Source organism: Streptomyces sp. NPDC050548 (genome assembly GCF_044457385.1).
Lineage (GTDB): Bacteria > Actinomycetota > Actinomycetes > Streptomycetales > Streptomycetaceae > Streptomyces.
The window spans coordinates 131305-144567 of sequence record NZ_JBITGV010000024.1 but is presented as its reverse complement, the minus strand read 5'-3'; the positions used below and the strand labels follow the sequence as shown (position 1 = coordinate 144567).

Annotated in this window: 11 protein-coding genes; 7 read left to right on the top strand and 4 right to left on the bottom strand. The window is 70.6% G+C overall.

Annotated elements, in window-relative coordinates:
• The 3 genes from ACIBJH_RS42850 to ptsP form a co-directional block, all read left to right on the top strand.
• A partial coding sequence (locus ACIBJH_RS42850; RefSeq protein WP_399122371.1) for a hypothetical protein occupies positions 1–180 on the top strand: 180 nt, incomplete at its 5' end.
• 247 nt (positions 181–427) lie between these two features.
• Positions 428–877 carry a PTS glucose transporter subunit IIA gene (locus ACIBJH_RS42845; RefSeq protein WP_200715884.1) on the top strand — a complete coding sequence of 150 codons (450 nt, stop codon included), beginning with the start codon at positions 428–430 and terminating at the stop codon, positions 875–877.
• A 79-nt stretch (positions 878–956) separates the two neighbouring features.
• Positions 957–2627 carry a phosphoenolpyruvate--protein phosphotransferase gene (gene ptsP / locus ACIBJH_RS42840; RefSeq protein ID WP_399122370.1) on the top strand — a complete coding sequence of 557 codons (1671 nt, stop codon included), beginning with the start codon at positions 957–959 and terminating at the stop codon, positions 2625–2627.
• 71 nt (positions 2628–2698) lie between these two features.
• Here ptsP and ACIBJH_RS42835 read toward each other — a convergent pair whose 3' ends face one another.
• A complete protein-coding gene (locus tag ACIBJH_RS42835; RefSeq protein ID WP_399122369.1) occupies positions 2699–3595 on the bottom strand; it encodes a hypothetical protein in 897 nt (298 codons plus the stop codon).
• A 22-nt stretch (positions 3596–3617) separates the two neighbouring features.
• Positions 3618–4826 carry an MFS transporter gene (locus ACIBJH_RS42830; protein WP_399122368.1) on the bottom strand — a complete coding sequence of 403 codons (1209 nt, stop codon included), beginning with the start codon at positions 4824–4826 and terminating at the stop codon, positions 3618–3620.
• 111 nt (positions 4827–4937) lie between these two features.
• Between ACIBJH_RS42830 and ACIBJH_RS42825 the strand changes: the two genes are divergently transcribed.
• Positions 4938–6263: an aminotransferase class I/II-fold pyridoxal phosphate-dependent enzyme gene (locus ACIBJH_RS42825; RefSeq protein WP_399122366.1), complete on the top strand. Its 1326-nt coding sequence runs from the start codon at positions 4938–4940 to the stop codon at positions 6261–6263.
• 21 nt (positions 6264–6284) lie between these two features.
• On the opposite strand, the gene ACIBJH_RS42820 is transcribed toward ACIBJH_RS42825, so the two are convergent.
• Positions 6285–8252, bottom strand: a complete 1968-nt coding sequence (locus tag ACIBJH_RS42820) for an acetoacetate--CoA ligase (RefSeq protein WP_399122365.1) — start codon at positions 8250–8252, stop codon at positions 6285–6287.
• Between the two features lie 214 nt (positions 8253–8466).
• Between ACIBJH_RS42820 and ACIBJH_RS42815 the strand changes: the two genes are divergently transcribed.
• Positions 8467–10833, top strand: a complete 2367-nt coding sequence (locus tag ACIBJH_RS42815; protein ID WP_399122364.1) for a TIM-barrel domain-containing protein — start codon at positions 8467–8469, stop codon at positions 10831–10833.
• Between the two features lie 2 nt (positions 10834–10835).
• Here ACIBJH_RS42815 and ACIBJH_RS42810 read toward each other — a convergent pair whose 3' ends face one another.
• Positions 10836–11372, bottom strand: coding sequence for an NUDIX domain-containing protein (locus ACIBJH_RS42810; RefSeq protein WP_399122363.1), 537 nt, complete (start codon positions 11370–11372; stop codon positions 10836–10838).
• A 234-nt stretch (positions 11373–11606) separates the two neighbouring features.
• Here ACIBJH_RS42810 and ACIBJH_RS42805 point away from each other — a divergent pair, with 234 nt between their 5' ends.
• Entirely contained in the window at positions 11607–12032 is a 426-nt protein-coding gene (locus ACIBJH_RS42805; RefSeq protein ID WP_399122362.1) for a Zn-ribbon domain-containing OB-fold protein, read from the top strand.
• The gene (locus ACIBJH_RS42800; protein WP_399122361.1) at positions 12029–13219 is read left to right on the top strand and encodes a lipid-transfer protein; all 1191 of its coding nucleotides are present in this window, start codon (positions 12029–12031) and stop codon (positions 13217–13219) included. Before ACIBJH_RS42805 ends, ACIBJH_RS42800 begins: the two co-directional genes overlap by 4 nt.
• The last annotated feature ends 44 nt before the right edge of the window (positions 13220–13263 follow it).

Sequence of the window (13263 nt, the reverse complement as noted above, 5' to 3'; positions counted from 1 at the left end):
TCAACATATCTGGCGTTGATTTTTGGCACGCTGTTGAGTTCTCAAGGAACGGACGCTTCCTTTGTACTCACCCTCTCGGGCTTTCCTCCGGGCTTCCCTTCGGTGTTCCAAACTCTATCAGTGTTTTTCCGGCCCCTTGACCACCGTCCTGCAGGCATGCAGAAGGTGACCCCGGGATAGGATCTGACAAGTTGGGTGCTGCCAGGCCAAGCAAAGACGTTTGGTCGCGTCGCTCGACCTCAAGCAGGAGTACGACTGTACATGCGGCCGTAGAGCAGGTGCAAATCGATTAGAGGTGTGGTCTAGACCACTAATCCAGACCTCTCGGGCGGAACCGGTACTACATATGACATACCCTGCTGCTCAGTGTGCCGTCCGGGACAGGTAGTGACGGCCCCATCACATTTCCACCCCTGGGAGGCTTCCCATGACCAGCGTGACGTCCCCGCTCGCAGGACGCGCCATCGGACTGACCGAGGTGCCGGATCCCGTCTTCTCCGGGGCCATGGTCGGCCCCGGCACCGCCATCGACCCCGTACGTGAGCCTTCCGAGGCCGTCTCCCCCGTGGACGGGGTCATCGTCTCCCTCCACCCTCACGCCTTCGTCGTCGTGGACAGCGAAGGGCATGGTGTTCTGACCCATCTCGGTATCGACACCGTGCAGCTCAATGGCGAGGGTTTCGAACTGCTCGTCAGCAAGGGCGACACCGTGACCCGGGGGCAGAGTGTCGTGCGCTGGAACCCGGCCGCCGTCGAGGCCGCCGGCAAGTCCCCGGTGTGCCCAATCGTGGCCCTTGAGGCTGCTGCCGAGTCCCTCTCCGAACTCCGCGAGGACGGCGATGTGAAGGCCGGCGACAGGCTCTTCTCCTGGGAGTGACGTCAGTGCAGTCGTAATGACGGTGTGCAGGACAACAACCGCGGCGGCGGGACCCGCCGCACTATCGGAGACGGGTGAGATGGAGACAACGCTGCGAGGCGTCGGTGTGAGCCACGGTGTGGCGATCGGCGAGGTTCGGCACATGGGGACGGCGGTTCTGGAACCGCCTGCCAAGCAGATTCCGGTGGAGGACGCGGAGCGTGAACAGGGGCGCGCCCGCCAGGCCGTGGACGCTGTGGCGGCCGACCTGATGGCACGCGGCAATCTGGCGGGGGGCGAAGCCCAGGCGGTACTTGAGGCCCAGGCCATGATGGCCCAGGACCCCGAGTTGATGACGGACGTGGATCGCCGTATCTCCGTCGGCAGCACGGCAGAGCGTGCCGTGTACGACGCCTTCGCCGCCTACCGAGCCCTGCTGGCCGGTGCCGGTGACTATCTGGCCGGTCGGGTGGCCGACCTCGATGATGTGCGGAACCGTATCGTCGCCCGGTTGCTCGGGGTGCCGATGCCGGGTGTTCCGGACAGCGACGAGCCGTACGTCCTGATCGCTCGTGATCTTGCGCCTGCCGATACGGCGCTGCTGGACCCGGCCCTCGTGCTCGGTTTCGTCACCGAGGAGGGCGGGCCGACCAGTCACAGCGCGATCCTGGCGCGGGCGCTCGGTGTGCCCGCTGTGGTGGCGCTGCCGGGGGCCGGTGAGTTGGCCGAGGGGACGGTTGTCGCCGTGGACGGCAGCACCGGCGAGATCTTCGTGAACCCGAGTGATGAGAAGAAGGCCGAGCTGGAGGCCGCGGCTGCCGCGCGCAAGGCCGCTCTCTCCTCTTCGACAGGGCCGGGTGCCACCTCCGACGGGCACAAGGTGCCGTTGCTCGCCAACGTGGGCGGTCCCGTTGATGTGCCGGCCGCCCTGGAGGCGGGGGCCGAGGGTGTGGGGCTCTTCCGTACCGAGTTCCTTTTCCTGGACGACAGCAAGAACGCGCCGTCCGAGGAGAAGCAGGTCGAGGCCTACCGGCAGGTGCTTGAGGCGTTCCCCGAGGGGCGTGTCGTCGTGCGGGTGCTGGACGCCGGCGCGGACAAGCCGCTGGACTTCCTGACGCCCGCCGACGAGCCGAACCCGGCCCTTGGCGTGCGCGGGCTTCGTTCGTTGCTCGACCACCCCGACGTGCTGCGGACTCAGCTGACCGCGCTCGCGAAGGCCGCCGAGGGACTGCCTGTCTACCTTGAGGTCATGGCCCCGATGGTCGCGGACCGTGCGGACGCCAAGGCGTTCGCGGACGCGTGCCGGGAGGCGGGCCTTCGGGCGAAGTTCGGCGCGATGGTGGAGATTCCGTCGGCCGCACTGCGTGCGCGCTCGATTCTGCAGGAGGTCGAGTTCCTGTCGCTGGGGACCAACGACCTCGCGCAGTACACGTTCGCCGCCGACCGTCAGGTGGGTGCGGTGTCCCGTCTGCAGGATCCGTGGCAGCCCGCGCTGCTCGACCTGGTGGCGATGTCCGCCGAGGGGGCGAAGGCCGAGGGCAAGAGCTGTGGTGTCTGTGGCGAGGCCGCGTCCGACCCGCTGCTGGCTTGTGTGCTGACCGGTCTTGGAGTCACCTCCCTTTCCATGGGTGCGGCTTCGATTCCGTATGTGCGGTCGACGCTGGCGAAGTACACGCTGGCCCAGTGCGAGCGGGCCGCGCTCGCGGCCCGGGCCGCGGACAGTGCCGAGGAGGCACGTCAGGCGGCTCAGGCGGTGCTGTCCGGCGAGTAGTCGGGCAGGAAGCCGTCCGTCGGCTCTGGTTCAGGGGCGCCTCACCACCGGGTGGGGCGCCCCTGGTGTGTTCAGTGGTGGTGTCCTCCCGGGGGCTGTTCCAGGTCGCCGAGGTCGGGCGGCACGCAGTAGTCGACGCCCGATTCGGGCGAGATCAGATCTCCGGATTCGACGTCGGTGCAGTAGGCGTCGAAGACCTCGCCGGCGGTCAGGGGTTCCAGACCGTCGCCGCGCAGGCGCCAGCCGTAGATGCAGTCGGTGGTGTCGGGGCTGGTGGTGCGCATGACCAGGCCGCCGGGGCTCCGGGTGGCGATGCCGAGGGCGAGGATGCTGGTGAATTCGAGGGCTTCGACGTCGTCCAGGTGGGTGGCTCCGTCCTCGTCCTGGTCGGCATGGAGGGCGGCGACGATGGTTTCCGGTGTTCCCGAGACGCTGCAGACCAGATGTCGGTTTCCGGGGCGGGCCGTGTCGAGGATGCGGACGAGGAGGCCGGAGGCTCGGGTGAAGGCCGCGCGGCCGATGTCCTCGCCGCAGGTGGCGCAGGTGCCGAGGCGGGCCAGGAGCGTGGTGACGTACTCCCAGGTCGCCTGGCGGACGGCCTCATCGACGAGGGCCGGTAGGAGGTCGGCGAGCGGTTGGCCCTCGTAGGGCAGGGTGGGGCCGGTGGTGGCGAGTTCGGCGGTGAAGCGGGTGCGGCTCGACGGGTTGTCGGGGTCCAGGCCGCTTTCGGCGCAGAACTCGGCGTATTCCTGGGGGTCGAAGAGGGCCACGGTGGTGTGGCTGCCCTGGGAGGCTCGGCTCCTGAGGAGTGCCTCCACTTGTTGGAGGTAGGCGGTGTGGTCGTCGAAGGTGAAGCTGCGGTAGCGCCGCATGGCGCGGAAGTCCTGCTCGTCGGTCAACAGGCCGATGGTGCCCGCGATTTCGCGGCGCAGAACGCGTCGCATGGTCTGGTGGTCGGTGTGCGCCATGTTTCCCCCTGTGTGCTGTCGATCAATGCTCACTCACAGTAACCGGCGCCACTGACAACGAGGTCCGAGCCAGTGGTCGGCGGACCAGTCGGTGCTGAATTCCGCAGGTCAGAGCGATGACAGCGCCGAAGGCGGTCCAGCCGAGGGGGCCGGTGGCGATGGCCGCGGTGACCGCCAGTGGGCCGATGCTGCGCTGGATCGACTGGGCGAGTCCGTGGACGCCGAGGTAGGCGCCTTGCGCGGTGCCGGGTGCGAGGGCGACGGAGAGTTCCCACGAGACGGTGGCGTGCAGCATCTCCGCCATGGTGAAGGCGGCCGCAGAGGCGGTGAGGAGCACGGTCGCGGTGACGGCTCCCCCGGTGGCCGAGAGGGCGAGGGTGGTCCCGCCCAGGGCGAAGGCTGCGGAGAGCGGAATCAGCAGGTTGCGGGCGGCTGTCGTCGTGGTGCCGTAGCGGGCCAGAGGGACTTGGAGGGCCACGACCATCACGTTGTTGAGGACCATCAGCAGGGGTGCCAGGCCGTGCGGCGCGTCGCCGGCGTGCGCGATCCACAACGGCAGGCCCACCTTGAAGACGGCGTCGTCGAGGAAGAGGACGGTCTCGGTCGCGACGTAGGCGAGGTAGGTGCGGTCGCGCCAGGGGTTCGGGGGCTTGCTCGCGGGTGGTGCGTCCTTCGATGTCGCTATGACGCGCTGTGGTGACGGGGGTTCGCCGCAGCGCACGGTGAGCGTCGCGACGGCGACGAAGGAGAGGGCGTCGCCGAGAAGGAGCCAGTGGTAGGCGGCGGTTGTGCCGAGGGCGAGTGCGCCCGCTGCGGCGAGACCGCCCAGGGCCCAGCCCGCGTTGGCGACGGTTCGGCTGATGGCCTGGTAGTGGATGCGGTCCGGTCCGGCCACGCGGGTGGCGTAGAGCTTGGTGAGCACGTTGGCGGCGCGGTCGCCGAAGCCGCCGGCGGCCGAGAAGGCGATCAGGAGGACGTAGTTGTCCGTGGTGAGCAGGGCGAAGGAGGCGAGGGCGCGCAGGAGTTGGAGGGCGGTGAGGACGCGGGTGAGCGGGAAGCGGTCGGCGAGGCGACCGCCCAGGGGTGCGCCGGCGATGCCAATGGCTCCGGCGATCGCGGCGAGGGTGCCGACCTGGGCGACAGAGAGATGTGAGACGTAGGTGAAGTACAGGACGGACACGGAGGCCCACAGGCCGCTGCCGGTGCGGTCGACGAGGGCGATCGCGAGCATTCTGCGACCGTCGCGTCCTCCGGGTATGCGTTTCGGCCGTGCGGCTGTGCGACGGGTCGTGCTCACTGCTCCCCCTTGCATCGCATTATGTATTGATACATAGTTGATGACGTGGCAATACAATATGGGATCAGTGGTACGACGGCCAAGGGGATTGCCGCGTCCGTCGAGCGGTCCGTGGCCGAGGGTTTGCTGGGGCCTGACGCCGCGCTGCCTCCGGTACGGCGGCTCGCGGACGAGCTCGGGGTGAGTCCGGGCACGGTCGCCACCGCGTACAAGGAGTTGCGGCAGCGGGGCATCGTCGTCACGCGCGGGCGGGGCGGGACCGTGGTGGCACAGGCCCCCTCGGTGGCGTCCCGACGGCCGCCGCGGGTCCCGGAGGGGTTGCGGGATCTGGCCGGCGGGCACCCCGACCCGCTCTTCCTGCCCGCGTTGGTGCCGCCCTCGCGGCTGTCCCCGGGTGCGCGCTCGCACCGGTCGACGCCTCGGCTTGCGCGGTTGGAGGAGGCCGTACGGGACTGGCTGGGACGCGACGGTGTGCCTGTGGAGCAGGTGACCTTCGCGCACGGGGCGCTGGATCTGATCGGGCGGTTGCTGTCGGTGGAGCTGCGGCCCGGGGACGCGGTGGCCATGGAGGATCCCGGGTATCACCATCTGCTGGATCTGGTCACGGCGTTGGGGCTGCGGAGCGTGCCGGTCGCCGTGGACGACGAGGGGCTGCGTCCCGATGCGCTGTGTGTGGCACTGCGGGCGGGCGTGCGTGCCGTGGTGTGCAGTCCCCGGGCGCAGAATCCGTACGGCGGCAGCTTCTCGGCCGCGCGCCGTGACGCCCTTGTCGAGGTGCTCCGGGAGGGGCCCGAGGTCCTCGTCGTGGAGAACGATCACGCGTCCGCCGTGGCGGGCGCTCCCCTGTGGTCGCTGGCTTCCGGTGGGTTGCCGCGCTGGGTGCATGTGCGGACGGTGAGCAAGTTCCTCGGCACCGACCTGCGGTGGGCCGCGGCGGCCTGCGACCGGACCACGCTGGCTCGGCACGACGGGCGGATGCTGCTGACGTCCGGCTGGGTCAGTCATCTCCTCCAGGAGACCGTCCACGGGCTGATGACCGACGACGGCACGCGCGCGTTGGTCACGCGTGCTCAAGAGGCCTACGCACTGCGCCGGGAGACCCTCCGCGAGGAGCTGAGCGGACGGGGGATCACGTCGCACGGGGCGAGCGGGATGAATCTCTGGGTGCCGGTGCGCGACGAGTCCGCCGTGGTCAACGGGCTGCGGTCGTACGGCTGGTGGGTCGCCGCGGGGGCGCGGTTCCGGCTGGCGTCCGAGCCGGGGGTACGGATCTCCGTCGCCGACCTCGAACCGGCCGACGCGGTGCGGCTGGCCTCGGACTTCACCGCGGTGCTCGGCGAGGGCGAGTCCGAGGCCACCTATGGAGGGTGATCGGCCTCTACGGGAGGGTGATCAGGCGCGTTTGCGGGCGAGGTCCTCGTAGAAGCTCAGCAGGCCGAGGTTGTCGATGGAGCCCGGGTTGACCGCCTTCTCCAACGGGGTGCCCTGGAGGAGGCGTTTGACGGGTACCTCGATGCGCTTCCCGGTGAGGGTGTGGGGGACTCCGGGGACCTCGATGACCTCGTCGGGGACATGGCGTGGGGAGAGTTGTTCGCGGATCGTCTGCTTGATGCGGCCCAGGAGGGCGTCGTCCAGGACGGCTCCGGGGGTGAGGTGCACGAAGAGTGGCATCCAGTAGCCGCCGTCGGGCTGTTCGATACCGATGACGAGGGATTCCCTGATCTCCGGGAGCCGTTCGACCGCTTCGTAGATGTCGGCCGAACCCATGCGCACGCCTTGGCGGTTGAGTGTGGAGTCGGAGCGGCCGTGGATGACGACGGAGCCCCGGGAGGTGACGGTGATCCAGTCGCCGTGGCGCCACACTCCGGGGTAGGTGTCGAAGTAGCTGTCGTGGTAGCGGGTGCCTTCGGGGTCGTTCCAGAAGTAGATCGGCATGGACGGCATGGGGTTGGTGACCACCAACTCGCCGACCTCGTCGACCAGGGGGTCGCCGTTCGGGTCCCAGGACTGGAGGTCGGTGCCCAGGCCGGGGGCCTGGAGCTCGCCGATGTACACCGGGAGGGTCGGTACGGCTCCTGCGAAGCAGGAGCAGACGTCCGTGCCGCCGCTGACCGAGGCGATCCAGAGGTCGTCGCGGACCTCGTCGTGCAGCCAGCGGAACCCGTCCGGGGGCAGGGGTGATCCGGTGGTGGCGACGCACCGCACCTGGGAGAGGTCGAAGTCGCGGGAGGGGTGCACGCCGGCCTTGCGGCAGGCCATGACGTACGCGGCCGAGGTGCCGTAGAGGGTCGCTCCGGTGCGTTCGGCGATGCGCCACTGGGCGGCCGTGTCGGGGTACCCGGGGCTGCCGTCGTAGAGGACGATCGTCGTGCCGGTCAGGAGGCCGGAGACGAGGAAGTTCCACATCATCCAGCCGGTGGACGTGTACCAGAAGAAGCGGTCCTCGGGGCCGAGGTCGCAGTGCAGGCCGAGTTGTTTGAGGTGTTCCACGAGGATGCCGCCCTGGGACTGGACGATGGCCTTGGGGAGGCCTGTCGTGCCCGAGGAGTAGAGCACCCAGAGGGGGTGTTCGAAGGGGACCTCTTCGAAGACGGGGTCCACGTCGGCCGAGGTCAGGGAGGACCAGTCCAGAGCGCCTTCGGGGGCGGCGGTGCCCAGGAGGGGAATGTGCACCACCGCGCGGAGGGTGGGCAGTTCGCGGCGGAGTTCGGCGACCGTGTCGCGGCGGTCGTGCTCCTTGCCGCCGTACCGGTAGCCGTCGACGGTGAACAGGACGACCGGTTCGACCTGTTGGAAGCGGTCGAGGACGCTGCGGGCGCCGAAGTCGGGGGCGCAGGACGTCCAGACGCCGCCCACGGCGGCTGTGGCGAGGAGGGCGACGACGGCCTGCGGGATGTTCGGGAGGTAGCCGCTGACGCGGTCTCCGGGGCGTACGCCGAGGGTGCGCAGTTCGGCGGCCAGGGAGCCGACCTGGCGGCGCAGTTCCGCCCAGGTGACCGGGCGCGGCTCGTGGGTCTCGTCGACGTACAGGAGGGCCGGTTCGTGCGCGCGGGTCGCGCTCGCGCGCAGGGCGTGCTCGGCGTAGTTGAGGGTGGCTCCGGGGAACCAGTGGGCGCCGGGCATCGAGCGGTCGCCGAGCACGCGCGCGTAGGGGGTCGAGAAGTGGACGTCGAACCACTCGGTGACGGCCTGCCAGAACGTGTCCAGTTCGTCGACGGACCAGCGGTGCAGTGCCGCGTAGCCGCCGTCGGCGGGGGCTCCGTGGTGTTCGGCCGCCCAGGTCTGGAACCTGGTGACCTGTGCCTGGGCGATGCGTTCCGGATCTGGCTGCCAGAGCGGCAGGGGGTTCTCGGTCGACATGGGGCGGCTCCCGGGACTGTGCGCGTCGTGTGCGTCGGGCGCGCACGTGCGGGGGTGTGCGCGTGACGCGGCTGACACGGACGATGCCATGTGATCGACTTCTGCACCAGGGCACGCTCCACATGGTCCGCGCCGTGAAGATGTGGTCCCACCACGGGTGAACGGAAGTTGAACGAAGCGGTTATCCGCGACCCGTAATGGCAGGGTGAGCAGCATGGATGGTCGTGACCTGGTGCGTTCGGTGAAGGTGGTCGGTTCGACGGGGGCGGCGCAGGGGTTGCGTACCGTACGGGCCGCGTGGCGCAGGAGGCGTGCCGACGCCACCGGGTTGCCCGCGCGGGGGGCCGAGCGGGCGCGTGTGCCCGGGCCGGTGCGGGAGGCGGAGCCCGGACCCGGTGGCGGAGTCGTCCGGTTCAGCCGTTCCGAACTTCGCATCACCGTCGCCGTGAACGGGGCGGTCTTCTGGGGCTGGGACGGGGCCTCTCCGGAGCCCTCGTACGCGCTCGCCGGGCGTTTCCCCGAGCCGGACCCCCGAGCCGTCCTGGAGCCGGACAAGGACGGCGGCTGGCGGGTCGTGGCGGAGCGGGTGACGGTCGCCGTGTCGCGGCACGGCGCGGTCGAGGTGCGTACGCCCGGTGGTGTGACGCTGCGGCGGGATCTGCCGCCGCGCTGGTGGGAGCCCGTGGGCGGCGGCACGGCTCGCTGGATGCAGCGGTCGGAGGTGGCCGCGGACGCCCGGTTCTTCGGGCTGGGTGGGCGCGCTTCGGGCCCCCGGCTGCGCGACGGGACGTACCGGCTGTGGAACACCGACCCGGGGCGTGCGTTCGGGCCGGGTGACGATCCGCTGTACATCACGATGCCGGTGCAGTTGGTGGTGGCCGACGCGGCGACGCATCTGGTGTTCCACGACACCTCCTGGGACGGCACGGTGACGCTGCGGGAGGGCGAGGAGGGTGCCGGTTCCGGGCACGACCGGGCGGGGGCGTCCGAGTTGCGGATGGACGGCGGTCCGCTGCGCTGCTGGGTGATCGTGGGCACTCCCGCGCGCGTGCTGCACGCCTGGGTCTCGCTGACCGGTGCTCCCGCGCTGCCGCCGGCATGGGCGCTGGGACACCATCACGCGCGGTGGGGCTTCGGCGGTGAGCAGGAGGTGCGGCGGATCGTCGCCGGCTACCAGGAGCGTGATCTGCCGTTGGACGCCGTCCACCTGGACATCGACCACTACGACGAGCACCAGGTGTTCACCGTCGACCACGAGCGCTTCCCGAAACTGCCGGTGCTCGCCGAGGAGTTGCGGCGGGACGGCATCCGCCTGGTGTCGATCGTCGACCCCGCGGTGAAGGCCGAGCCCGGGAACGCCGTCTACGACAGCGGCATGTCCGAGGACGCCTTCGTGCGGGACGCGTCGGGGCGGTTGGTGCGGGGTGTCGTATGGCCCGGGGAGGCGGTTTTCCCGGACTTCACGCATGCGCGTGTGCGGGAGTGGTGGGGCGCGCTCTACCAGGAGCGGCTCGGGCAGGGGTTCGCGGGTTTCTGGCACGACATGAACGAGCCCACGTCGTTCGCCGCCTTCGGGGAGTCGACGCTGCCGCGTTCGGCCCGGCACGACCTGGAGGGGCGGGGCGGGGACCATCGTGAGGCGCACAACGTGTACGCGCTGTGCATGGCCGGAGCGGCCTACGAGGCGTTGCGCGAACTGGCCCCCCAGGAGCGGCCGTTCCTCTTCTCACGCTCCGGGTGGGCCGGGATGCAGGCCTACGGGGGCACCTGGTCCGGCGATGTGGCCACCGGCTGGCCGGGGCTGCGGGCCTCGCTGTCGCTGGTGATGGGGCTGGGGCTGTGCGGGGTGCCGTACTCGGGTCCGGACGTGGGCGGCTTCGACGGGAGTCCGTCGCCCGAGCTGTATCTGCGCTGGTTCCAACTGGGCGCGTATCTGCCACTGTTCCGTACGCACGCGGGTCTACGCGCGGGGCGTCGCGAGCCCTGGGCGTTCGGTGCCGACGTGCTGGAGCACGCGCGCGTGGCGCTCGTCGAGAGACGGCGGCTGCTGCCGTACTTCATGACGCTGGCACATCTGGCGCGGCGGACCGGGGCGCCGTATGTGCGGCCCCTGTGGTGGGGTGCTCCGGAGGATCGTGCGCTACGGGACTGCGAGGACGCGTTCCTGCTGGGCGACTGCCTCCTGGTGGCGCCGGTGCTCACTCCGGGGTCGGACCGGCGTGCGGTGCAGTTGCCGAGGGGGCGCTGGTACGACACGGAGACGGAGCGGGCGTACGAGGGGCCGGCCCAGGTTCTCGTCGATGCCCCGTTGTCGCGGATTCCGGTGTTCGCGCGCGCGGGTGCCGTGCTGCCGATGCGCGGCGCGGACGGTGGCCTTGAGCTTGAGGTGTGGGCGCCCGCCCGTGGGCGGACCGGGGGCGGGCTGTTGGTGCCGGACGCGGGCGACGGCTGGGACGAGCCGGAGATCGAGCGGTACGTCGCCCGCTGGGAGGGCCGGCGGGTGGTCGTGGACCGGGAGTCGGACGACGGCGTGAGCGCGCCGTCCTACCCGGTGCGGGTGCGCGGGCTGGGCGAGGGCTGACCTCAGATGTACCGGCCTTCGAACCATGCCCTGACGGCCACGGAGTGGAGCGGGAAGGCGAGTTCCTCGGGCCTGCGCAGGAGGTGCCAGCCCTCCGTCTCGTCGGTGGCGGCGGACTGGGGCAGGGTTTCGACCGGGCGTTCGGGGAGGACCCCGAAGAGCAGGAGATGGCCGTCGGGCGAGCTGATGGCGTCGACGAGTCGCACGTCGCGGCTCGCGGCCTCGATGCCGGTCTCCTCCCTGAGTTCGCGGACGAGGGCCTGCCGCCAGTCCTCGCGGTGGTCGACGTAGCCGCCCGGCAGGGCGACGCCTCCGCGCGCGGGGGCGACGGTTCGCGTGATGACGACCAGGGCGGTGCCCTTCGTGTCGTACACGGGCTGGAGTGCGACGGCGACGGGCAGCGGGTTGCGGTAGGCGACCGTGCCGCAGGCCGGGCAGGTGCGGGGCCAGCCGGAGACACCCTCTCCGTAGGGCGATCCACAGCTCGAACAGTGGGAGTCCGGCGCGGAGTTGGGGACGGAGCCTTGAGTTTCGGACACCCGGCGGACTGTATCCGATCAAGCGGAGGCCGTCTTTCCGGGGCCGCACGAGTAAAGGAGAAACGGCCGGAACCACCCCCGTGGGCCCCGGCCGTCCCTCCCGGTATCACGACGCCGTAAGTGGCTCGATGGTTCACCGAAACGGCCTGCTCATTTTCCGTTGCCCGTGGCACACTTCTGACGTTCCGTCAGATCCAGTGCCGTGGAGGGACGTTGTCGCGAACACGCACACCTGTGGTCACCGATTGGTTCACCGGGGACGGGGACGACTTCCGGCTGCTGGGCACGCGCTGTTCCGCATGTGCCTCGGTCTTCTTCCCGCGTGAGGACGGCCACTGCCGCAATCCGGGCTGCCCGGGCGGCGACCTGGCGGAGGTCCCGCTGTCGCGGCGCGGCCGGGTCTGGTCGTACACGGACAGCCGGTACCGACCACCGTCACCGTATGTGAGCGATCCGGAACTTCCGTGGGAACCGTACGCGTTGATCGCTGTGGAGCTGGCGTCCGAGCGGATCGTGGTGCTGGGGCAGGCGGTTCCCGGGATCACCGTCGCCGATCTGACGGTGGGCATGGAGGTGGAGGTCGTCCCCGGTGTGCTCGACGAGGACACAGAGACGACTTGGACTACCTGGCACTGGCGGCCTACGGGGGTGGGGGCATGACAGCGGACGTGGCGGTGCTCGGTGCGGGCATGCACCCCTGGGGCAAGTGGGGGCGAAGCTTCGTCGAGTACGGGACGGCGGCGGCCCGGGCGGCGCTCGCCGACGCGGGGCTGGAGTGGCGCGACGTCGGTTCGATCGTCGGCGCGGACACGGTGCGTGGCGGATACCCGGGGTATGTGGCGGGCGCGACGTTCGCGAAGGCGCTGGGCTGGCAGGGTGCCCGCGTGGCGAGCGTGTACGCGGCGTGCGCGTCCGGGGCACAGGCCGTCAACGCCGCGCGTGCGCAGATCCTTTCGGGGCTCGCGGACGTGGTGCTGGTCGTGGGCGCCGACGCGGCGCCCAAGGGGTTCTTCCGGCCGGCCGGCGGGGACCGGCACGACGATCCGGACTGGCTCCGCTTCCGGGTCCTCGGGGCGACGAACCCGACGTACTTCGGGCTGTACGCGCGTCGGCGGATGGCCCTCTACGGGGACACCCCGGAGGACTTCGCCCAGGTGAAGGTGAAGAACGCCGCCTTGGGGGTGCTGAATCCGTACGCGCGCTACCGCAAGCGGATCTCCGCCGAGGAGGTCGCCGCCTCCGCGGTGGTCGCCGATCCGCTGCGGCTGCTCGACATCTGCGCCACCTCGGACGGCGGAGCCGCCCTGGTGCTGTCGAGCATGGAGTTCGCGCGTCGGCACGGAGCGGCGGACCCGGTGCGGATCCGCGCGGTGTCCACGGTGACGCCGCGCTACCCCAACACAGTGCTGGACCTCCCGTTCATCGCCACGGACTCCGCGGCGGGCGCGCCACCGCCGGACGAGACCTTCCGGGCGTCGATAGCGCGCGCGGCCTACGAGGAGGCCGGCATCGGCCCCGAGGACCTCTCCCTGGCCGAGGTGTACGACCTGTCCACCGCCCTGGAGTTGCAGTGGTACGAGGACCTGGGGCTGTGCGCGGAGGGCGGGGGCGCCAAGCTGCTGCGGGAGGGCGCGACGGCCCTGGGTGGCCGCATACCGGTGAACGCGAGCGGCGGGCTGGCCTCCTTCGGGGAGGCGGTGCCGGCCCAGGCCATCGCCCAGGTCTGTGAGTTGACCTGGCAGTTGAGAGGCGACGCGGGTGACCGGCAGGTCGCGGGGGCCCGGGTGGGGATCACCGCGAACCAGGGGCTGTTCGGCCACGGATCGGCGGTGCTGGCGGTGCGCTGAGCGGTGGAATGCCGCCCGAGCGGTGTGATCGGCCCGCACGGGTG

What these genes read in the sequence shown, in the direction of transcription:
- ACIBJH_RS42845 (WP_200715884.1), top strand. Translation starts at nt 428, where the DNA reads ATGACCAGCGTGACGTCCCCGCTCGCAGGACGCGCCATCGGACTGACC.
- ptsP (WP_399122370.1), top strand. Translation starts at nt 957, where the DNA reads ATGGAGACAACGCTGCGAGGCGTCGGTGTGAGCCACGGTGTGGCGATC.
- ACIBJH_RS42835 (WP_399122369.1), bottom strand. Translation starts at nt 3,595, where the DNA reads ATGGCGCACACCGACCACCAGACCATGCGACGCGTTCTGCGCCGCGAA.
- ACIBJH_RS42830 (WP_399122368.1), bottom strand. Translation starts at nt 4,826, where the DNA reads ATGCTCGCGATCGCCCTCGTCGACCGCACCGGCAGCGGCCTGTGGGCC.
- ACIBJH_RS42820 (WP_399122365.1), bottom strand. Translation starts at nt 8,252, where the DNA reads ATGTCGACCGAGAACCCCCTGCCGCTCTGGCAGCCAGATCCGGAACGC.
- ACIBJH_RS42815 (WP_399122364.1), top strand. Translation starts at nt 8,467, where the DNA reads ATGGATGGTCGTGACCTGGTGCGTTCGGTGAAGGTGGTCGGTTCGACG.
- ACIBJH_RS42800 (WP_399122361.1), top strand. Translation starts at nt 12,029, where the DNA reads ATGACAGCGGACGTGGCGGTGCTCGGTGCGGGCATGCACCCCTGGGGC.